Here is a 21340-nt window from a genome sequence, read left to right on the forward strand (position 1 = left end):
CGCCTCGGGATGATCCGGCACGCGAGGCGATATTTAAACAAAATGGAACAATTGGGTTTCAGCCCAGCTCCACTCGGTTACGCCCGGCATTTTTCGCCCGATAAAGCGCTTGATCGGCTCTTTTAAGCACCAGATCGCTGTTTTCGCCGGTTTTAAACGCGGTCATGCCCACGGACACTGTCACGGTGACCGGCTCGCCCTTGAAATGGAACGGGCAGGCCTCGATGGCGGCCCTCAGGGTTTCGGCCAACTTGGCGCCGGCCGCCAGCGGTGTATTCGGTACCAGCAAAACGAACTCTTCGCCCCCGAACCGGGCGATGAAATCGCTGCCACGCAGGCGTTTACGCACGACCGAGGCGATGAGCTTCAACACGCGGTCGCCGGCCAGGTGGCCGTAGTTGTCATTGATTCGCTTGAAGTGGTCGAGATCGAGCATCGCCAACAGCAGGCTATTGCCGTGTTGCTGCCATTGGGCGACCTCCTGTTCGAGACGCTCGGACCAGGCAGCGCGGTTGGGCAGCCCGGTGAGGGGATCGACCAGGGCTTTCTGGCGCTGTTCTTCCAGGTTCTCGCGAACGATCAGCGCGTCCTGCTCCATCAGCGCAACACGCTCGGCCAAGCTTTTCAGGCGAGCCGAGACCTCCTGCTCGCGCAGGTCACGTTGCTTCTGGTGCTGGTCCATGGTCCCGAGCAAGCCCTCAAGATGGTTCTCAAGCACCTGCTTGAGACCTTCGAGGTCATCGGCTTGTTGCACGCTGCTTTGCAGGCCATCGACCTGCTCGCGAATCTGCGTGTCCATTTCTCGCGAGGCCGACAAGCCATCGGCGTGGTCTTCGCTAGCGGCGCGCAGGCTGCTCTGGAATGACTCGAGCCGATCATTGAGCCGCTGCAGGTACGCTTCGAACTCATGCTGGCCGCTGTCGGTGATTGCCAGCATGAGCACCGCCAGATCATCGAGGATCGGCAGTAATTCGTACCAGTTCAGCCCGTTTCGTAGCCGCTCCTGCATGGCCTCGGCCTGGGGCCGATGACGCTCGGGCAAGGTCAGGTCGCCCAGCAGTCCCAACAGGGTGTCTTCGATGTGCCTGGCCACCGAGCTGTAGGACGGTTCGGGCGAGTCGGGCAGGGCGTAGTGTGCATCGGTCGCTTCGGTGGCTGCCACGGGCTCGGTCGGTTCTGCCGCAGCGAGCGGCGAGTCGGGCAGGGCCGGGGTAGGCTCCTCGGGCATCAGTTCGTCGGGGTTCTCCAGGGCGGCTTCCGATACCGGCTGCTCCTCAGGGGCAAGTATCGGTTCAGCGGCCTCGCTGGTCGGCTCGACAACGTCGGGGGCAGGTGTCGGAGCGGGTACCGGTTCGACCTCCGGTGTAACCAGGGCAGCCGGCTCGGGGGCCGTCTCCAATAGGGGAGTTTGTGCCGGTGCCGGTGCCGGTGCCGGTGCGACAGATTCTGCATCCGCTGCCGGCGGTGGCGGTGGCGGTGGCGGTACTGGCGCAGAAGGCGCCGTTTCCGCTACGGGCGCCACGCTGGCTGGGGCAGCCTCGTGCGGCTGGGGCGCGGCTTCGTCGTGACCGTGGCCGCCGAACAAACGTTGCAACAGGCCCGGGCGACTCGCTTCAGTGGGCGTTTCCAGTGCGCTCAGCGCCTTGCCCTGCAAGCTGCTCAGTTCACTGAGCAGCAGCGGAATCTCGCGTGCCTGGCCGACCCGGTCCTCCAACTGCTTGGAGAACTTCTTCAGTGGGCGGCTGACTTCCTTGGGCAGCGGCAAGGTTTGCAGCTGTGCCACCAAGGCGGTCAATGCCGCGTTCATCTGTTCGACCCGCGTCTCGCGGCGCTGCTCGGAATCGAGTACGGCTTTCTCCAGGCGCGGCAGCAGGGCGGCCAGGCCGGCGTCCATGTCGTCGGCGCGCACCACCTCGCGCATCTCTTTCATGCACTGATCGACAGCCTTGTCGGCGCCCTCGGCGGCCAGGGTGCTGCGCACCAGCCCGCGACGCAGCAAGTCGAGCCGAGCATCCCAGCGGCGCTCGAGCTTTTCCTGCTGTTCGATACTCTTGAGGTACTTCTCTCTCCAACGTTCGGCGTCGTCGCTCATTCTTCGGATCCGCGAGGGGCAGGACTCAGCGCGGGGAATGCATCGGCCGTGAGCGAACCCGGCAAACGAATCTCGACCGCGACCGGCAGGTGATCGGAAATGGGTTGGGCCAGCACCTCGACACGTTCGAGGGTCAGGGTCGGGCTCAATAGAATATGGTCCAGGCAGCGCTGGGGGCGCCAGCTGGGGAATGTCGCTTCCAGTTGTGGAGCAAGCAGGCCGAGATCGCGCAACGGTGAGGTTTGCAGCAGGTCGTTGGCATGGGTGTTCATGTCGCCCATCAACACTTGGTGTTTGTAGCCACCGATCAGCTCGCGGATGTAGGCCAACTGCATCGTGCGGGTCCGGGCGCCGAGCGCCAGGTGCATCATGACCACCACCAGCGCTTGCGGGCCTTCGCCGAAACGCGCCAGGATCGCCCCGCGCCCCTTGGGCCCGGGCAGCGGATGGTCCTCGATCGCCCAGGGCCGCAGGCGGCTCAATACACCGTTGCTGTGCTGGCCGAGACGACCAAGATTGCGATTGAGTTGCTGGTACCAGTATGGAAAGGCGCCCAATTGGGCCAGATGCTCAACCTGATTGACGTAGCCGGACCTCAGGCTCCCGCCGTCGGCCTCTTGCAGCGCCACCAGGTCAAAATCCTTCAGCAGCTCGCCGATTTTCTGCAAGTTGCCGGCGCGCCCGGTGTGCGGCAGCAAATGTTGCCAACCCCGCGTCAGGTAATGCCGGTAGCGCTCGGTGCTGATGCCCACCTGGATATTGAAGCTGAGCAGCCGCAAGCGGCTATCGGCGGGCAGGCCCGTGGACGTGAGGTGATGCTCGTTGACCTGCGGTTCATGCAGGCCAACGATGCGTTCGCTGCTCCAGCGGGCCATGGACGTGGGCCGCGCTTAGTTGGCGGCAGCCTTGCCGGACGTCCTTTCCTTGGCGATCAGCTTGTCAGCCAGCGCCAGCGCTTCGTTCGCGCCGCCGGCGGAGCCGATGTCAAAGCGGTATTTGCCATTGACGATCATGGTCGGTACGCCAGTGATTTCGTATTTCTTCGCCAGCTCCTTGGCCTTGTTGATCTGGCCCTTGATCGCGAAGGAGTCGAAAGTGGCCAGGAACTTGTCCTTGTCCACGCCTTGGGTCGCGAGGAAGTCGGCCATGTCTTCTTTCTTGACCAGTTTCTTGCCTTCCTTCTGGATGGCATTGAACACGGCGGCGTGAACCTTGTGCTCGACACCCATGCTTTCAAGGGTCAGGAACATCTGGCCGTGGGCGTCCCATGGGCCGCCGAACATGGCAGGGATGCGCACGAAATTGACGTCCGAAGGCAGTTTGTCGACCCATGGGTTGATGACCGGCTCAAACGCGTAGCAATGCGGACAGCCGTACCAGAACAGCTCCACCACTTCGATCTTGCCAGGCACCGCCACCGGAACAGGGTTGTTCAATTCGACGTAGGGGGCCTTCGATTCGTCGGCATTGGCTTGGACGCCGATGCCGAACAGGCTGGCGACGACGAGCGCGGCGCTGATGATCAGATTACGCATGCTTTACTCCTGGACAATAAAATGGCCTCGCGAGGCGTGTTTTTCAGACAGGCCGTGGCGGGTTCAGGTTCGCTAGTGTAACGGCAGCGGCCACAAAAAAGGGCGGCCAAAGCCACCCTTTTGATGCTTGCATCGACAGATTAATCGAGCGTTAACGTTGCAAGAGGTTTAGCCCTCTCGCAACGCCCGGCGCAGAGCCCCGTGCAGAGTCTTAGTGCAGGCCCTGGATGTAGCTCGACAGGGCGGCGATATCTTCGTCGCTCAGCTTCTTGGCGATGGTGCGCATGGTCATCGCGTCACCGTCGTTGGCACGACCGCCTTCTTCCTTGCGGAAATCGGTCAATTGCTTGGTCACGTACTGGGCATGCTGGCCACCCAGGTGCGGGAAACCGGCGGGCGCGTTGCCGGCACCGTTCGGGGAATGGCAACCGGTGCAGGATGGCAGGCCTTTTTCCAGGTTGCCGCCGCGGAACAGGGCCTCGCCGCGTGCCACCAGTTTCGGATCGGCAGCGCCGACGCTGCCCTTCTGGCTGGCGAAATACGCCGCGATGTCCGCCAGGTCCTGATCGCTCAGGTTGTTCAACAGGCCGGTCATTTCCAGCACCGTGCGCTTGCCGGACTTGATGTCGTGCAGCTGCTTGTTCAGGTAACGCTCGCCCTGGCCGGCCAGTTTTGGAAAGTTGGGCGCCATGCTATTGCCGTCCGGGCCATGGCAGGCCCCGCATACCGCCGCTTTCGCCTGACCGGCGGCAGCATCGCCAGCGGCGTGGGCTACGCCGGTCATCCCCAAGGTCAACAGCAGACTCACGATCAGTTTGTTCATCAGCTAATCCAACTACGGCTAAGGGTTAAAGAGTTATGGACCGGGATCACTCGCTCATCCAGTGGATGATGGCTCGGTAATCCTCGGCACTGCAGTCCATGCACAAACCACGCGGCGGCATCGCCTTGAAACCCTGGGTCACGTGTTGCACCAGCGTCTCCATACCTTTCGCCAACCTCGGCGTCCAAGCCTCCTGATCGCCCTTGCGGGGCGCCATGGGGAGTTGGCCAGAATGACAGGCACCACAAACACGGTCGTACACAGCTTCCGGATCCTGTGTAGCCTGAGCGCTGTAAAGCGGCATCAAGACACCGGCAACTAGCAGCCATTTCGTCATAAAACGACCTTTTCAGGGTTGAGAGCGAGCTGCGTTCTAGTGCGCAATTTCGGTCAATCGCTCCCGTGTGCCTCATCCTACGCTGGGACAAAGCGCACACAAAATCTGCGGCATTATATACTGGCGTCACTGAAACGGAAACGACACCGCTTGCCGCGTCCTTTCCCGCCGCCGCCCACATCGGAAATCCCATGCAACTGAAGAACCCCATCCTTGGCCTGTGCCAACAGTCCACCTTCATGCTCAGCGCTGCCAAAGTCGATCAATGTCCTGACGACGAAGGCTTCGAAGTGGCCTTTGCCGGTCGTTCCAACGCCGGTAAATCCAGTGCGCTGAACACCCTGACCCACGCCAGCCTGGCCCGCACCTCGAAAACCCCGGGTCGCACACAGCTGTTGAACTTCTTCAAGCTAGACGACGAACGCCGTTTGGTCGACCTGCCCGGCTACGGCTACGCCAAGGTGCCGATCCCGCTCAAGCAACATTGGCAGCGCCACCTGGAAGCCTATCTGGGCAGCCGCGAGAGTTTGAAAGGCCTGATTCTGATGATGGACATCCGCCATCCGATGACCGACTTCGATACGCTGATGCTCGACTGGGCCGTTGCCAGCGGCATGCCGATGCACATCCTGCTGACCAAGGCCGACAAGCTGACGTATGGCGCGGCGAAAAACACCTTGCTCAAGGTGCAATCGGAAATTCGCAAGGGCTGGGGCGACGCGATCACCATCCAACTGTTTTCGGCCCCCAAGCGCATGGGCCTGGAAGAGGCCTACACGGTATTGGCCGACTGGATGGAATTGGCGGACAAGGGCAGCGAGACGGCTGAATAAGCCAAATCGCAGGCAAAAAAAACCCCGGACTTCGTATGGGGAGGGGGAAGTTCGGGGTCCAAGTTCCGGACCGCTAGGGCGGGGTCCAGATATCTGCCAACACTTAACACAACATAGGAGCATTGAAGGGCTTCACCAGCCATTCAAGATCTCTGAGTGGCAATTCACGGTTTTAGTTCAGATTATTTTTGGAAATAACCGTAGGACTTTTCCGAACTGAAACCTTTTTACCAGCCGCGCAGTGCTCCCTGTGGCGAGGGAGCTTGCTCCCGCCGGGTGGCGTAGCCGCCCCAAAAATTCGTGAGCGCTCCGTACTCAGCGGGAGCAAGCTCCCTCGCCACAGGTATACATTGCTAAGAATCAGTGCGCCTCATCCCAGTTATTGCCCACGCCCACTTCCACCAGCAGCGGCACGTCCAGGGTGGCGGCGGCGCTCATGTGCTGGCGGATTTCTTCGCGGACCTGATCGACCAGGTCTTCGCGCACTTCCAGCACCAGTTCGTCGTGGACCTGCAGGATGACTTTCGCGTCCAGCCCCGAACGGGTCAGCCAGCGATCAACCGCGACCATGGCCTTCTTGATGATGTCCGCCGCCGTGCCTTGCATCGGCGCGTTGATCGCCGTGCGCTCGGCGCCTTTGCGCAGGGCCGGGTTTTTCGCGTTGATGTCCGGCAGGTAGAGCCGGCGACCGAAGATGGTTTCGACGAAACCCTGCTCGGCGGCCTGGGTCCGCGTACGCTCCATGTACGCCAGCACCCCCGGATAACGGGCGAAGTAGCGGTCGATGTAGGCCTGGGACTGCTTGCGGTCGACACCGATCTGCTTGGCCAGGCCGAACGCGCTCATGCCGTAGATCAGGCCGAAGTTGATGGCCTTGGCGCTACGCCGCTGGTCATGGGTGACGGCGTCCAGTTCGACGCCGAATACTTCGGCCGCCGTGGCCCGGTGCACGTCCAGGTCATTGCGGAAGGCATGCAGCAGACCTTCATCTTTCGCCAGGTGCGCCATGATCCGCAGTTCGATCTGAGAATAATCCGCCGCCAGTAGCTTGTAGCCCTTCGGCGCGACGAACGCCTGACGGATTCGCCGGCCTTCGGCGGTGCGGATCGGAATGTTCTGCAGGTTCGGATCAATGGACGACAGGCGACCGGTCGCGGCGACGGCCTGTTGATAATTGGTGTGGACGCGGCCGGTTCGGCTGTTGATCTGCTCCGGCAGGCGGTCGGTGTAAGTGCTCTTGAGCTTGCTCAACGAGCGGTACTGCATCAGCACCTTGGGCAGCGGGTAATCCTGCTCGGCCAGTTCGGCGAGCACGGCTTCGGCGGTGGATGCCTGGCCCTTGGCGGTCTTGCTGAGCACCGGCAAACCAAGCTTTTCGTAGAGGATCACGCCCAATTGCTTCGGCGAACCCAGGTTGAATTCCTCGCCGGCGATGGCAAACGCCTCACGCTCCAGCGCCACCAGTTTCTCGCCCAGCTCGACGCTTTGCACACCCAGCAGATTGGCATCCACCAACGCGCCCTGGCGCTCGATACGCGCCAGCACCGGCATCAGCGGCATTTCGATTTCATTGAGCACGCTGCCCAGGCTTGGCGTGGCAGCGAGTTTTTCCTGCAAGGCCTGGTGCAGGCGGAAGGTCACGTCCGCGTCTTCGGCGGCGTAAGGACCGGCCAGTTCCAGGGCGATCTGGTCGAAGGTCAGCTGCTTGACGCCTTTGCCGGCGATGTCCTGGAAATCCGTCTTGCTCTGGCCGAGGTACTTGAGCGCCAGGCTGTCCATGTCATGGCGGGTTGCCGTGGAGTCCAGGACATAGGATTCAAGCATGGTGTCGAAGGCGATGCCCTGGACATAGATGCCGTTATCCTGATCGCCACCGATGGCGCAGTTGGCGAGGATGTTGGTTTCGAACTTGGCGTGCTGGCCGACCTTGGGCTTGTCCGGGTTTTCCAGCAGCGGCTTGAGGGCCTTGAGCACCGTGTCGCGGTCCAACTGCTCCGGCACGCCCATGTAGGAATGGGTCAGCGGGATGTAGGCGGCTTCGAACGGCGCCACGGCGAACGACAAACCTACAAGCTGCGAATGCTGGGCATCGGTGCCATTGGTTTCAGTGACAAAGGCAAACAGCGGGGCTTTTTCCAGCTTGCCCAACCAGGTTTCGAAGCTCGCCTGATCGAGAATGAGATCGTACTTGGCCTCGGCACTCGCCGGCTCATCAGCCACTTCGACGATTTCCTGACCGGAGCGCTTGGCATCGCGCTGGTTTTCTTCGAACCAGCTCTTGAACTCCAGCAGGGTGTAGAGCTCGGCAAGTTTTTCGTGATCCGGATCGCCCATCTTCAAGTCGTCGAGGCCGACATCCAAAGGCACGTCAGTCTTGATCGTCGCCAGTTCGTAGGAAAGGAACGCCATTTCCCTATGTTCTTCGAGCTTGGCGGGCAGGGCTTTGGCGCCGCGAATCGGCAGGGTCGGCACGATGTCCAGTTGCGCGTACAGCTCGGTCAGGCCGCCGTTGACGCCCACCAGCAGGCCGGACGCGGTCTTCGGTCCGATACCCGGAACGCCCGGGATGTTGTCGGACGAATCGCCCATCAGCGCCAGGTAATCGATGATCTGCTCCGGAGCGACGCCAAACTTCTCCTTCACGCCAGCCACGTCCAGCGAACTACCGGTCATGGTATTGACCAAGGTAATGTGCCCGTCGACCAACTGCGCCATGTCCTTGTCGCCGGTGGAGATCACCACCGGGCGGTCGGCCGCCGCGCTGCTGCGGGCGAGGGTGCCGATCACGTCGTCGGCCTCGACGTTGTCCACGCACAGCAGCGGGAAGCCCAGGGCCTTGACGCTGGCATGCAGCGGTTCGATCTGCACGCGCATGTCGTCGGGCATGCTCGGGCGGTTGGCCTTGTATTCGGCGTACAGCGCATCGCGAAATGTCCCACCCTTGGCGTCGAAGACCACGGCGAACGGGCTGTCCGGATACTGCTTGCGCAGGCTTTTGAGCATGTTGAGCACGCCCTTGACCGCGCCGGTCGGCAGGCCTTTGGAGGTAGTCAGCGGTGGCAGCGCATGAAAGGCGCGGTACAGATAAGAAGAACCGTCCACCAGGACGAGGGGAGCTTGGCTCATGAGCACGATCAACCTTTTCGGCGGGTCCGGCGCTAGAATAGCGGGACCGTTGACGACAAAGGGACAAGGTTATCATGCGTACATTAAATCGCCTGTTACTGGCTGGCTTGTTTGCAATCACCCCGTTGGCCGTGATGGCGGCGGACGACGCCCCTTCGGCCGACCCGGACGTCACCATTCGCACGGAGGGCGACAAGACCATCCAGGAGTATCGGCAAAACGGTTTCCTGTACGCGATCAAGGTCACGCCCAAGAACGGCAAGCCTTATTTCCTGGTGCGTGCCGACGGTAGCGATGCAAACTTCATTCGTTCGGACCAGCCGGATATGCTGATCCCTTCGTGGAAAATCTTTGAGTGGTAATACCGCTCTCGACTTCAACCGGCGCCCGCTGAAGGGCGCCCGTACTGGCAGTTTTAAACCATGTCTGTGTTCACCCCCCTGGCTCGGCCCGAGCTGGAAACCTTTCTCGCCCCTTACGGGCTTGGCCGTCTGCTTGATTTCCAGGGGATCGCCGCCGGCAGCGAAAACACCAATTTCTTTATCAGCCTGGAGCAGGGTGAGTTCGTGCTGACCCTGGTCGAGCGCGGCCCGGTCCAGGAAATGCCGTTCTTCATCGAGCTGCTGGACGTGCTGCACGACGCCGATCTGCCGGTGCCCTACGCCTTGCGCACCAAGGACGGCGTAGCGCTACGCGAGCTGGCGGGCAAGCCGGCGCTGCTGCAACCGCGCCTGGCGGGCAAGCACATCAAGCAGGCCAACGCGCAGCATTGCGCCCAGGTCGGCGAGTTGCTGGCGCATCTGCACCTGGCAACCCGCGACAACATGATCAAGCGCAAGACCGACCGCGGGCTGGACTGGATGCAGGAGGAGGGCGCCAAGCTGCTGTCGCACCTGGACACCGAAGCCCATGGCCTGCTTGAAGCGGCGCTGGATGAAATCGCCGTGCAAAAGACCGCGATCCTGGCGTTGCCCCGGGCCAACATCCACGCTGACCTGTTTCGTGATAACGCGATGTTCGAAGGCACGCACCTGACCGGGCTGATCGACTTCTACAATGCCTGCTCCGGGCCGATGCTCTATGACGTCGCCATCGCCTTGAACGACTGGTGCTCGGATGACGACGGCGTGCTCGATGGCGCCAGGGCCCGGGCGCTGCTGGGGGCCTACGCCGCGCTGCGGCCGTTCACCGCCGCCGAGGCCAAGCTCTGGCCGACCATGCTGCGCGTGGCCTGCGTACGGTTCTGGTTGTCACGATTGATCGCCGCTGAGTCGTTTGCCGGGCAGGACGTGCTGATTCACGATCCGATGGAGTTTCAGCAGCGGTTGGGGCAGCGGCAGGATGTTCATACGTTGTTGCCGTTCGCCCTGTAACAACAAAGCCGAGCGCTCTTGTGGCGAGGGAGCTTGCTCCCGCTTGAGTGCGAAGCGCTCACAAATCCTTGGGGCGGCTGCGCCACCCAGCGGGAGCAAGCTCCCTCGCCACGGGTTTTACAAAAGCAGGGGATTAAAGTGATTCCAGGCAACCCGCCAAATCATTGCCCAACTTCTCCAGCAACTGCTCATACCCCTGCGCCGTCGCCGGGGTATAGCCACCCAGTGCATCCAGTTCCGCCAGTTTCACCGGTAACCCGGACACCAGGGTTTCGGCCAGGCGCGGCCGCAGGGGCGGTTCGCTGAAGACGCAGGTCTTGCCCACCGCCTGCAAGCGCGTGCGCATCGCCGCCACGTGCTGGGCGCCGGGCTGGACTTCGGCGGTCACGGCGAACACGCCGGCATGCTTGAGGCCGTAGGTGTCCTCGAAATAGTCGAATGCTTCGTGGAATACGAAATAGGGTTTGCCCGCGATCCCGGCCAGACGTGACTTCAGGCGCGCGTCCAAGGCATCGAGGCGCTGGTTGAAGTTCTTGAGGTTGTTTTGATAGCGGGCGGCATTGGCAGGATCGGCCGCGCTCAGGTCGGCGGCCATTTTTGCCGCGATCACCCGCGCGTTGATGGGCGACAGCCACAGGTGGGCGTCGATGGTGCCGGGGCGGTGGTCATGATCGTGCTCATCGCCGTCATCGTCGGTATGGGACTGACTGTCCTCGGCAAAGTGTCGCAACTTGAGCCCCGGCAGTTCCTGCACCGCCACGGAGGGCAGCGTACGCCCATTCAATACCCGCGGCAGGAAGCCTTCCATGTCCGGGCCGATCCAATACAACAAATCGACCGACTGCACCTTGCGTACATCGGATGGCCGCAACGCATAGTGATGCGGCGACGCGCCGGGTGGCAGCAGCACGTCGGGAGTACCCACACCGTCCTGCACCGCCGCTGCGATCAGCTGCAACGGCTTGATGCTGGTGAGAACCTTGACGTCGGCCTGAGCCGGGCCGATCAGCAGAAAACTTGCGACAAAAGCGACAAACAGCGAAAAAAATCGAGACACGATGACCACTCGAAGAGGCGAGAACGGGTAACATAATAACGTCTCTCACTGAACTCGTCGCTGCCCATGCCTATTACCCCCCTCGCCAGTCGTCCCCACGATCACTCTCATTGCGTGCACAGCGCGCTGTCCGAGGCCGACGCCATCTGCGCGCGCCAAGGGCTGCGCCTGACCGCCCTGCGTCGGCGGGTGCTGGAACTGGTCTGGCAAAGCCACAAGCCATTGGGCGCCTACGACATCCTGGCCGTGCTCAGCGAGCAGGACGGCCGTCGCGCCGCGCCGCCCACCGTTTATCGAGCTTTGGATTTCCTCCTCGAAAACGGCCTGGTGCATCGCATTTCGTCGCTCAACGCCTTCGTCGGCTGCAACCATCCGGAGCACGCCCACCAGGGCCAGTTCCTGATTTGCCGCGAATGCCACGCCGCCATCGAGCTGGAACAGAAGTCCATCAGCGACGCCATCGTCGCCAGCGCCCGGGACGTCGGGTTCGTGGTCGATACCCAGACCGTTGAAGTGGTCGGCCTCTGCTCCGGTTGCCAGGGGGCCTGATGAGCAACGCCTTGATCCGCCTCGAACAGGTGGCCGTGACCTTCGCCGGGCAGAGCGTGCTGGACAACATCCACCTGAGCGTCGAGCCAGGGCAGATCGTCACGCTGATCGGCCCCAACGGCGCCGGCAAGACGACGCTGGTGCGCGCCGTGCTCGGTTTGCTCAAGCCGGACAGCGGCAGTGTCTGGCGCAAGCCGAAGCTGCGGATCGGCTACATGCCGCAGAAACTTCATGTTGACCCGACGCTCCCGCTGTCGGTCTTGCGCTTCCTGCGCCTGGTGCCTGGCGTGGACCGCGCACGGGCCCTGGCGGCGCTCAACGAGGTCGGCGCCGAGCAGGTGATCGACAGCCCGGTGCAGAGTATTTCCGGCGGTGAAATGCAACGCGTGCTGCTGGCCCGCGCCCTGCTGCGCGAACCGGAGCTGTTGGTGCTCGACGAGCCGGTGCAGGGCGTCGATGTGGCCGGCCAGGCCGAGTTGTACAGCCTGATCACCCGCCTGCGCGACCGTCACGGCTGCGGCGTGCTGATGGTTTCCCATGACCTGCACCTGGTGATGAGCACCACCGACCAGGTGGTCTGCCTCAATCGCCACGTCTGCTGCTCCGGGCACCCGGAGCAGGTCAGCGGCGACCCGGCGTTCGTCGAGCTGTTTGGCAAGAACGCCCCCAGCCTGGCGATCTATCACCACCACCATGACCATGCCCACGACCTGCACGGTTCAGTGGTCATCGGCGCTCCGGTTACCCCCCACGTTCATGGAGATGGCTGCAAGCATGGCTGATTTTCTGTTGTACGCCCTGCTTGCAGGCCTGGCCCTGGCGCTGGTGGCCGGCCCCTTGGGCTCGTTCGTGGTCTGGCGACGCATGGCCTATTTCGGCGACACCTTGTCCCACGCCGCCTTGCTCGGCGTAGCACTGGGATTTCTGCTGGACGTCAGCCCGACCGTAGCGGTGACAGTCGGTTGCCTGTTGCTGGCGGTGGTGCTGGTGACCTTGCAGCAGCGCCAGCCGCTGGCCTCCGACACGTTGCTGGGCATCCTGGCGCCGAGCACGCTGTCCCTCGGGCTGGTGGTGCTCAGCTTCATGCACGAGGTGCGCATCGACTTGATGGCGTACCTGTTTGGCGACTTGCTGGCGATCAGCCCAGTGGACCTGTCATGGATCCTCGGTGGCAGCGCGGCGGTGTTGCTGTTGCTGGTGGCGCTGTGGCGTCCGCTGCTTGCGATCACCGTGCATGAGGAGCTGGCGCGGGTCGAAGGCCTGCCCGTGACGGGTCTGCGCATGGCGTTGATGCTGTTGATCGCGGTGGTCATTGCGGTAGCGATGAAAATCGTCGGTGTGTTGCTGATTACTTCGTTGCTGATCATTCCGGCGGCTGCGGCACAGCGTCACGCCCGCTCGCCGGAACAGATGGCGCTGGGCGCAAGCCTGCTGGGCATGCTCGCGGTGTGTGGCGGGCTGGCGCTTTCCTGGTTCAAGGACACCCCGGCCGGCCCGTCAATCGTGGTCAGCGCCGCTGCGCTGTTTCTGCTGAGTTTTGTCCTGCCCCGTCGAGGGGTGTAGACTTGCTCGCTTTTTGCGCAATTAGAGAGTCGCAGGAATGAAGCCGTTCGCCTCCCGTTATCTGCTCCTTGTCGCGTTTTCCCTGCTGCTGGGCGCCTGCCAGAGCACCCCGCCGGTCGTCGAGGCCCCCGATACCCGGGGCCTGGCCATCGCACAACTGGAACAAAGCCTGGCCGCCAATGAGCTGGCCACCGCTGAGGACCAGCTGGCCGCGTTGCAGGCACAGTCGTCCGCAAACCCGTCGCTGGAGCCGTATCAACGGCAACTGGCGGAGGCTTATTTGCGTCGCAGCCAGATCGACCTGCAAAAAGGTGATGTAAACGCCGCCGCGACGGCCCTGAGCCGCGCCCGGGCATTAATGCCCAAGGCGCCGGCGCTGACCGGTGAAGTCAACGGCGCCATCGCCGAGGCCCGTAAAGCAGAGCTGGATAAAGCCGAAGCCGACCTCAAGGCCGCTGAAACCAAACCGGTCGCCAAACTGATCGACCCGAGTGCGCAAAGCACCACCATTGCGCTCAATACCGGCGATATCCAGCAAATGCGCCGGCAACTGGATGCGATTGCCGCTGATGTGGTGGCTTATCAATGTGACGTCAGCATCCAGGCACCGCGTACCGATGATTACCCATGGCTGGCGAACTTGCTGACCAAGCGGGTTAAAAAGCTCGATTCCGGATTTGATCTGAAACTGCGCAAACAGATTTTGCGCAGCGTACCGGCGCAGATGGTGCTGACTCCACGCAAGTCTTAAAAGCATCGCGAGCAGGCTCGCTCCCACAGGGCTTTAGTAGCTGATACGAAATCCGTATTCACCCAACCATCTACTGTGGGAGCGAGCTTGCTCGCGAAAGCGGTGGGTCTGCCAAGAAGATGTTGAATGTGCCGCCGCCTTCGCGGGTAAACCCGCTCCCACAGGGTTTTGGGGCGGATACAAGAATCTGTATACACACCCGATCCACTGTGGGAGCGGGCTTGCTCGCGAAAGCGGTGGGTCTGCCAAGAAGATGCTGAATGCGCCGCCGCCTTCGCGGGTAAACCCGCTCCCACAGGGTTTTGGGGCGGATACAAGATCTGTATGCACACCAGATCCACTGTGGGAGCGAGCTTGCTCGCGATGGCATCCTAACGCTCGCCTATCATCAAGCCGGAATCGCCTTGGCCTTGGGCTCCCGCGCCCAAACTCGATGCTGCGCAATCGCCGCAAAAAACCGCGCAAAACCGTCCGCCTCCGCATCCTCTATCAACCCTGCATCCACCTCCAGCTTCAACTCCACCAGCAACTGCCGAGCCTCACCATGAAGCCCAATGGCCTTCAGATGCTTGTAGGCCTCGAGCACGTAATGCAACGCCACGCCGTCCCGACTCAAGGCCTTGATCGACTCCGCGCCGCCCGGTACGAACACCGCATCGAAGGCAATTGACGGCAAGCCTTCCATGGAAGCGTCCACCGCCAGCTTCTGCCCATCGGCCGTGGTCACCGGCGCGGAAGTCGGGCCGAGCACTTTGGCGTGAGCGCCCTCGGCCTTCAGGGCCTGCTTGAGCGAATCGATAATCGCCCCATCCACACCGTTCGCCACCAACACCGCGACTTTGCGGGTCTTGATATCACCCGACAGCAAGTTTGCCTGACTCAAGGCCGGGGATTTTTCCAGCGAAGGCGTCGGCACATCGACTGTGCAAGCAGTCGGCGCCGGTAGACCCAGGTTCTTCGCGACCCGTGCTGCCAGTTCCAGATCAATGTTGGCGAGGATCTCATTGACCTGCCGCGCCCGGATGAACTCGCGTTCCACCTTGCCCAGCTCAAAGCTGTAGGCGGCGATGATGTGCTCCTGCTCGTGCGGGCTCATGCTCTTGTAGAACAACCGCGCCTGGGAAAAATGATCGCCGAACGATTCGCTGCGCTGGCGGATCTTGTAGGCATCGATCCGCTCCGGATAGCTCTCGAAGCCTCCATCCGCCGGACCTGCCGGGGTTTCCTTCGGCCAGCCACCGTCGATGGAGTTCGGCTCGTAGGAGGTGCGGCCCTTGTCTATGGTGCTGCGGTGCATGCCGTCGCGCTGGCCGTTGTGTACCGGGGTGATCGCCCGGTTGATCGGCAGTTCATGAAAATTCGGCCCGCCGAGTCGGCTGATCTGCGTGTCGGTGTAGGAAAACAGCCGACCTTGCAGCAGTGGGTCGTTGGTGAAGTCGATACCCGGCACGATATGCCCTGGGCAGAACGCGACCTGCTCCACCTCGGCAAAGAAGTTGTCCGGGTTGCGGTTCAGCACCATCTTGCCCAACGGCGTGATGGGCACCAGCTCTTCCGGGATCAGCTTGGTCGGGTCGAGCAGGTCGAAATCGAATTTATGCTCGTCTTCCTCGGCGACGATCTGTACGCCCAGTTCCCATTCCGGGTAGTCCCCCATCTCGATCGCCTCCCATAGATCGCGACGGTGGTAGTCAGTATCTTTACCCGCCAGTTTCTGGGCTTCGTCCCACACCAGTGAACACGTGCCGACCTTGGGCCGCCAGTGGAATTTGACGAAGCTGCTGCGGCCCTCGGCGTTGATCATACGGAAGGTGTGCACACCGAAACCCTGCATGCTGCGCAGGCTTTTCGGAATGGCCCGGTCGGACATCGCCCAGATCACCATGTGGGCCGATTCCGGCACCAATGAGACGAAATCCCAGAACGTGTCGTGGGCCGAGCCGCCGGTGGGGATCTCATTGTGTGGTTCAGGTTTCACCGCATGGACAAAGTCCGGAAACTTCACCGCGTCCTGGATGAAGAACACCGGCATGTTGTTGCCCACCAGGTCGAAGTTGCCTTCGTCGGTGAAGAATTTCACGGCAAAGCCACGCACGTCGCGCACGGTATCGCCGGAACCGCGTGGACCTTGCACGGTGGAAAAGCGCACGAATACCGGAGTTTTCTTCCCCGGATCCTGTAGGAATCCAGCCTTGGTCAGCGCCGAATGCGCTTCATAGCTCTGGAAGTAACCATGGGCGCCCGTGCCGCGGGCATGAACGATGCGCTCCGGGATACGCTCGTGGTCAAAGTGCGTGATTTTTTCACGCATGATGAAGTCTTCCAGCAGCGACGGCCCGCGGGCCCCGACGCGGAGGGTGTTCTGGTTGTCGGCGATTTTCACGCCCTGATTGGTGCGCAACGCCTGTTCGGTGGCGTCTGAGCGGAACTGCTCCAGGCTGTCGAGCTTGGCGTTGGTGTTGCCGCGATCCAGGGTGTCGGTTCCGGCCAGTTGGCTCTCGGTGCCGGTGGGCTTTTGGGTACTCATCAGGCGTAACTCCTCTTTTGCGTCCCCGCCGAGGCCGGGATTCTTGAGTGGTTTAATGAGTGACCGACCCCGTTTCGCTGCGTTCCTTTTTTGTGTCCTTTGATCGTCTTATTGCCAAATCACTGGTCCAATCGCAAATAAATGCTAAGTACCTCTATACGGACAGGCTAAAATGCGCGCCCGGCTAACCGCTGACCCTTTTCCAACGCGCCCCACAAGGTTCGCTACGTGATCGAGTTTCAAAACGTCCACAAAACCTACCGGGTTGCCGGTAAGGATATCCCCGCCCTGCATCCGACCAATCTGAGGATTGAGAACGGTCAGGTCTTCGGCCTGATCGGCCATTCCGGTGCGGGAAAAAGTACCCTGCTGCGTCTGATCAATCGCCTGGAAGACTCCAGCGGCGGCAAGATCATCGTCGACGGCGAGGAAATCACCGCCTTGGACGCCAATGGCTTGCGGCGTTTCCGTCAGCAGGTCGGGATGATTTTCCAGCACTTCAACCTGTTGGCCTCCAAGACCGTCGCCGACAACGTGGCGCTACCGCTGACCCTGGCCGGCGAGTTGTCCCGCAATGAAATCGACCGGCGCGTCGCCGAGTTGCTGGCGCGGGTGGGTTTGTCCGACCACGCCAAGAAATACCCGGCGCAATTGTCCGGCGGCCAGAAGCAGCGCGTCGGCATCGCCCGCGCCCTGGCGACCAAGCCCAAGATTCTGCTGTGCGACGAGGCCACCAGCGCCCTCGACCCGCAGACCACCGCATCGGTGCTGCAACTGCTGGCGCAGATCAACCGCGAGCTGAAGCTGACCATCGTGCTGATCACCCATGAAATGGACGTGATCCGCCGGGTCTGCGATGAAGTGGGTGTGATGGACGCCGGCGTGATCGTCGAGCAAGGCCCGGTGTCCCAGGTGTTCCTGCATCCTAAGCACCCGACCACCAAGCGTTTCGTCCAGGAAGACGAGCAGATCGACGAAAGCGAACAGCGCGACGACTTCGCCCACGTACCGGGGCGCATCGTGCGTCTGACGTTCCAGGGCGACGCAACCTACGCGCCATTGCTCGGAACCGTCGCCCGGGAAACCGGTGTGGACTACAGCATCCTGGCCGGTCGTATCGACCGCATCAAAGACACCCCCTACGGGCAACTGACCCTCGCCATCACCGGCGGTGACATGGACGCGGCGTTTGCCCGCTTCACCGCGGCCGATGTCCACATGGAGGTGCTGCGCTGATGGAATTTTTTGCAAACATCGACTGGCTGGAAATCTGGCTGGCCACCGGCGACACCTTCCTGATGCTGTTCGGTTCACTGCTGTTTACCGTACTGCTCGGCTTGCCGCTCGGCGTGCTGCTGTTCCTGTGCAGCCCGCGCCAGCTGCTCGAAGCCCGGGGCGTTTATGCGCTGCTATCACTGATCGTCAACATCCTGCGCTCGCTGCCGTTCATCATCCTGTTGATCGTGATGATCCCGTTCACGGTGTTGATCACCGGCACCTCGCTGGGTGTAGCCGGGGCGATTCCACCGCTGGTAGTCGGCGCCACGCCGTTCTTCGCCCGCCTGGTGGAAACCGCCTTGCGCGAGGTCGACCGTGGCATCATCGAAGCGACCCAGGCCATGGGCGCGACCACCCGGCAGATCATCGTCAACGCCTTGCTGCCGGAAGCCCGTCCGGGCATCTTTGCCGCGATTACGGTGACAGCGATCACGCTGGTGTCCTACACGGCCATGGCCGGTGTGGTCGGCGCCGGTGGCTTGGGCGACCTGGCGATCCGTTTCGGTTACCAGCGTTTCCAGACCGATGTGATGGTGGTCACCGTGGTGTTGCTGCTGGTGTTGGTCCAGGTCCTGCAAACCGTGGGCGACAAACTGGTTGTGCATTTCTCTAGAAAATAAGGCCTCGCGCCCATAAACCATGAGCCAGCCATTCGCTGGCAGGCGCCGCAAGCGGGCGCCCAAAAGGAGTTAGCTGAATGAAGAAATTACTGGTTGCCTTCGCTGCCGTCGCAGCGTTTTCCGCCCACGCCGACACCCTGACCGTCGCGGCCACGCCGGTGCCCCACGCGGAAATCCTCGAATTCGTCAAACCGGCCCTGGCCAAAGAAGGCGTAAACCTCAAGGTCAAGGTCTTCACCGACTACATCCAGCCGAACGTACAAGTCGCCGAAAAGCGCCTGGACGCCAACTTCTTCCAGCACCAACCGTACCTGGATGAATTCAACAAGGCCAAGGGCACCCACCTGGTGAGCGTAGCCGGTGTGCACTTGGAACCCCTGGGCGCGTATTCCAGCAAGTACAAGGCACTGACAGAACTACCGGGCGGCGCCAACGTGGTGATCCCGAACGACGCCACCAACGGCGGACGTGCGCTGTTGCTGCTGGCAAAAGCCAAGGTCATCACGCTGAAGGATCCGACCAACATCCTCTCGACCACCAAAGACATCACCGAGAACCCCAAGGACCTGAAATTCCGCGAACTGGAAGCCGCGACCATCCCGCGGGTACTGACCCAGGTTGACTTGGCGCTGATCAACACTAACTACGCGTTGGAAGCCAAGCTTGATCCGTCCAAGGATGCGCTGGTGATCGAAGGCAGCGATTCGCCTTACGTGAACATCCTGGTGGCGCGTGAGGATGACAAGGACAGTGAAGCGATGAAAAAACTGGTGGCGGCGTTGCACACGCCAGAAGTGAAGGCTTTCATTCTGGAGAAGTACAAAGGCGCGGTGTTGCCGGCGTTTTGATTTGATCGGGTGGTGAAAAAAGCGGGGCTGCGTGGGAATGCAGGCCCGTTTTTTTTTGGAATGTTGATGCCATTTCGCGGAACTCAGTCATAGCAATATGGACAGTCCCATTCGGCCGATAAGAAATACCAGTAAGAAAAGAAACAATATACGAATTAATCCGCTCCCATACCGTAAGGCCAAAAAAGTGCCCGTTAGAGCGCCCGCCATATTACACACCGCAACCCATCCACCGATGACCCACAGCACATTCCCTGAAGGTATAAAAAACAATAGCGCCGCGCTAAACGTTCCCAAGTTAATCAGTTTTGCTGAGGCCGACGCATTGAGGAAGTCGTAGCCAAAATATTTAACAAAAATAAATAACAGAAGGCTACCACTGCCGGGACCAAAAACCCCATCGTAAAACCCTACTAACCCACCGAAAAAAATCCCCAATAAGACTTCTCTGGTTCCACATTGAATGTTTGAGTGAACACGCCCTAGATCTTTTTTTGCAAATGTATAGATAGCCATCGACACCAATATGAAAAAGACAACATATTCCATAATCGCTTTTGGCACGAGCGAAACGGAAAGTGCACCCAGAAACGAAAATACAAAAGCTGAAGCCATCGTTGGAAGCATGAGCCTCCAAACGACTTTTATTTTCTTGAGGTAACTGAGTATAGAAGAAACATTTCCTGCAAGAACAGCCAGCTTATTAGTTCCCAAAACCGTGCTCAAGGAGTGCTGGGGCAATGCTTGGAGGAGGGCTGGCACTTGCACCAACCCGCCACCTCCCACGGCCGCATCAATCATCCCCCCGCAAAAAGCAAAAAAGCCCAACGCAACCATGGCATATTCAATTTGCATAAAAATTACCCATCTTGAGCCCCCTGAATTCCCTATGCTTTATTTCCCAACTGGAAACTCAAACATGCATAAGCTTGTTGTTATGCTTCGGTATATACCAATTATTCATGATTGCTCCTTAAAGATTTATGGAGGGCAAACGGTCCAACATCCAGGTCACCATTAAGTGCAGGCAGACGATAGAAAACCTGGACCGGGCGAACAAGCCAGCGGATTCCGGCGTAGTTGTAGGCAAAGGCGCAAGGATGCGTAGCTTGGTGGAACAGTTGGTGCTGGGGAATAAACAAGAGGGCTTTTTGGGTTGTAATTGGGTGTCGCGAGGATGGCGGTGGGATTGGTTTGTAGGAATGGGTCTGAACAGATTGCGGCGGCCGTACAGCCCAGCGGGAGCAAGCTCCCTCGCCACGGTTGGGCTCGCTAACGCCGGGGGCAACTTCCGGGTCTGGGGTGGTAAAGGCTAAGGCGGGTTTTCATGAGCATTGCGTTCAAATCGTCACAGGAACGGCCTTGGCAGGGCCTTGGCAGCGTTTCGGCGAGGGCGGAGGGAACGACGCGGCCTTTTTCAGTAATCACTTGCTCCCGAACCCCTATCGGCATTTGCCCATTGTTCGGGCCGAATGAACCATAGGATCTGCTTCATTGTTCTACACCCCTCATGATAAATTCGCCGCCGCGACCTCTAATCAATAGAGGGCATTCAGGGAGAGAGTAAGTGATCAAGTCTTTGTTGGTTGGGGCATTGCTGGCAATGGCATCAGCATCGGCATCTGCGATGAGTTGCGATAACCCGAGAAACGCCTATGACAGGACCTATTGCGCATCGCTGAAAATGGTTCAGTCGGATCAGGAAATCAACGATCAATACAAGAAGACCATGAGTGCGCTGAACCCGGATCAAAAGAAAAAAGTGAAAGCCGCTCAGATCCAGTGGATCAAAATTCGTGACAACGCGTGTTCCAACGATGGCCTGCTCTACCTGGACTGCGCCAACGAGAAGACCGAGGCGCGTATCGTCATCCTCAAAGCTGTAGAACGCGAGTGCCGTGCTGCCGGTTGTGACGACGCCAAGCTGTCGCAAGTCGAGTAATTCGAACCGCTGACATCTATCGCTAAGAAGTAGCGATCGGACAAGCGAAGAGTCGTACCGAAAGACCCGACGTCAAGCGTCGGGTT

Annotated in this window: 20 protein-coding genes; 11 read left to right on the plus strand and 9 right to left on the minus strand. The window is 60.7% G+C overall.

What is annotated here, in order from left to right; all coding sequences use genetic code 11:
* Positions 1-58 precede the first annotated feature (58 nt).
* The 5 genes from RGM2987_RS24135 to RGM2987_RS24155 form a co-directional block, all read right to left on the minus strand.
* Complete coding sequence (locus RGM2987_RS24135; protein WP_245145377.1) at positions 59-2092, minus strand: GGDEF domain-containing protein; 2034 nt, start codon at positions 2090-2092, stop codon at positions 59-61.
* A complete protein-coding gene (locus RGM2987_RS24140) occupies positions 2089-2967 on the minus strand; it encodes an endonuclease/exonuclease/phosphatase family protein (RefSeq protein ID WP_245145379.1) in 879 nt (292 codons plus the stop codon). The genes RGM2987_RS24135 and RGM2987_RS24140 overlap by 4 nt, the downstream gene beginning before the upstream one ends.
* Positions 2968-2982: 15 nt before the next feature.
* Entirely contained in the window at positions 2983-3627 is a 645-nt protein-coding gene (locus RGM2987_RS24145; RefSeq protein WP_245145380.1) for a thiol:disulfide interchange protein DsbA/DsbL, read from the minus strand.
* Positions 3628-3838: 211 nt separating this feature from the next.
* Entirely contained in the window at positions 3839-4450 is a 612-nt protein-coding gene (locus RGM2987_RS24150; protein ID WP_245145381.1) for a c-type cytochrome, read from the minus strand.
* Between the two features lie 46 nt (positions 4451-4496).
* Entirely contained in the window at positions 4497-4787 is a 291-nt protein-coding gene (locus RGM2987_RS24155) for a c-type cytochrome (protein ID WP_245145382.1), read from the minus strand.
* A gap of 191 nt (positions 4788-4978) precedes the next feature.
* On the opposite strand from RGM2987_RS24155, the gene yihA reads away from it, so the two are divergent.
* Complete coding sequence (gene yihA, locus RGM2987_RS24160) at positions 4979-5620, plus strand: ribosome biogenesis GTP-binding protein YihA/YsxC (RefSeq protein ID WP_245145383.1); 642 nt, start codon at positions 4979-4981, stop codon at positions 5618-5620.
* A 360-nt stretch (positions 5621-5980) separates the two neighbouring features.
* Here yihA and polA read toward each other — a convergent pair whose 3' ends face one another.
* The gene (gene polA / locus RGM2987_RS24165; protein WP_245145384.1) at positions 5981-8746 is read right to left on the minus strand and encodes a DNA polymerase I; all 2766 of its coding nucleotides are present in this window, start codon (positions 8744-8746) and stop codon (positions 5981-5983) included.
* Positions 8747-8820: 74 nt separating this feature from the next.
* Here polA and RGM2987_RS24170 point away from each other — a divergent pair, with 74 nt between their 5' ends.
* Positions 8821-9108: a DUF2782 domain-containing protein gene (locus RGM2987_RS24170; protein ID WP_025211087.1), complete on the plus strand. Its 288-nt coding sequence runs from the start codon at positions 8821-8823 to the stop codon at positions 9106-9108.
* Between the two features lie 60 nt (positions 9109-9168).
* Positions 9169-10119 carry a homoserine kinase gene (locus RGM2987_RS24175; protein WP_245145385.1) on the plus strand — a complete coding sequence of 317 codons (951 nt, stop codon included), beginning with the start codon at positions 9169-9171 and terminating at the stop codon, positions 10117-10119.
* A gap of 133 nt (positions 10120-10252) precedes the next feature.
* Here the strand turns inward: RGM2987_RS24175 and RGM2987_RS24180 are convergent, their stop codons facing one another.
* On the minus strand, positions 10253-11176 hold the full coding sequence (locus RGM2987_RS24180; RefSeq protein ID WP_245145386.1) for a zinc ABC transporter substrate-binding protein: 924 nt from the start codon (positions 11174-11176) through the stop codon (positions 10253-10255).
* 66 nt (positions 11177-11242) lie between these two features.
* Between RGM2987_RS24180 and zur the strand changes: the two genes are divergently transcribed.
* From zur to RGM2987_RS24200, 4 genes are read left to right on the plus strand one after another with little or no spacing between them, the layout of a single operon-like run.
* On the plus strand, positions 11243-11725 hold the full coding sequence (gene zur / locus RGM2987_RS24185) for a zinc uptake transcriptional repressor Zur (RefSeq protein ID WP_245145387.1): 483 nt from the start codon (positions 11243-11245) through the stop codon (positions 11723-11725).
* Complete coding sequence (gene znuC, locus RGM2987_RS24190; protein WP_245145388.1) at positions 11725-12507, plus strand: zinc ABC transporter ATP-binding protein ZnuC; 783 nt, start codon at positions 11725-11727, stop codon at positions 12505-12507. The genes zur and znuC overlap by 1 nt, the downstream gene beginning before the upstream one ends.
* A complete protein-coding gene (znuB, locus tag RGM2987_RS24195; RefSeq protein ID WP_245145389.1) occupies positions 12500-13288 on the plus strand; it encodes a zinc ABC transporter permease subunit ZnuB in 789 nt (262 codons plus the stop codon). The genes znuC and znuB overlap by 8 nt, the downstream gene beginning before the upstream one ends.
* A gap of 37 nt (positions 13289-13325) precedes the next feature.
* Positions 13326-14039, plus strand: a complete 714-nt coding sequence (locus tag RGM2987_RS24200) for a PA5502 family lipoprotein (RefSeq protein ID WP_245145390.1) — start codon at positions 13326-13328, stop codon at positions 14037-14039.
* Positions 14040-14427: 388 nt separating this feature from the next.
* On the opposite strand, the gene katE is transcribed toward RGM2987_RS24200, so the two are convergent.
* Complete coding sequence (katE, locus tag RGM2987_RS24205) at positions 14428-16623, minus strand: catalase HPII (protein ID WP_348529652.1); 2196 nt, start codon at positions 16621-16623, stop codon at positions 14428-14430.
* Between the two features lie 171 nt (positions 16624-16794).
* Here katE and RGM2987_RS24210 point away from each other — a divergent pair, with 171 nt between their 5' ends.
* The 3 genes from RGM2987_RS24210 (at position 16795) to RGM2987_RS24220 (ending at position 19312) form a co-directional block, all read left to right on the plus strand.
* The gene (locus RGM2987_RS24210) at positions 16795-17802 is read left to right on the plus strand and encodes a methionine ABC transporter ATP-binding protein (RefSeq protein WP_245145392.1); all 1008 of its coding nucleotides are present in this window, start codon (positions 16795-16797) and stop codon (positions 17800-17802) included.
* Positions 17802-18464 (plus strand): methionine ABC transporter permease, encoded by a 663-nt coding sequence (locus RGM2987_RS24215; RefSeq protein WP_053149304.1) that lies wholly within the window; start codon positions 17802-17804, stop codon positions 18462-18464. Before RGM2987_RS24210 ends, RGM2987_RS24215 begins: the two co-directional genes overlap by 1 nt.
* Before the next feature lie 77 nt (positions 18465-18541).
* On the plus strand, positions 18542-19312 hold the full coding sequence (locus RGM2987_RS24220; protein ID WP_245145393.1) for a MetQ/NlpA family ABC transporter substrate-binding protein: 771 nt from the start codon (positions 18542-18544) through the stop codon (positions 19310-19312).
* An 87-nt stretch (positions 19313-19399) separates the two neighbouring features.
* On the opposite strand, the gene RGM2987_RS24225 is transcribed toward RGM2987_RS24220, so the two are convergent.
* Complete coding sequence (locus tag RGM2987_RS24225; RefSeq protein ID WP_245145394.1) at positions 19400-20167, minus strand: TSUP family transporter; 768 nt, start codon at positions 20165-20167, stop codon at positions 19400-19402.
* Between the two features lie 712 nt (positions 20168-20879).
* Here RGM2987_RS24225 and RGM2987_RS24230 point away from each other — a divergent pair.
* A complete protein-coding gene (locus RGM2987_RS24230; protein ID WP_081993370.1) occupies positions 20880-21254 on the plus strand; it encodes a lysozyme inhibitor LprI family protein in 375 nt (124 codons plus the stop codon).
* Positions 21255-21340: the final 86 nt, after the last annotated feature.

It is taken from the genome of Pseudomonas sp. RGM2987 (genome assembly GCF_022952855.1).
Taxonomy (GTDB): domain Bacteria; phylum Pseudomonadota; class Gammaproteobacteria; order Pseudomonadales; family Pseudomonadaceae; genus Aquipseudomonas.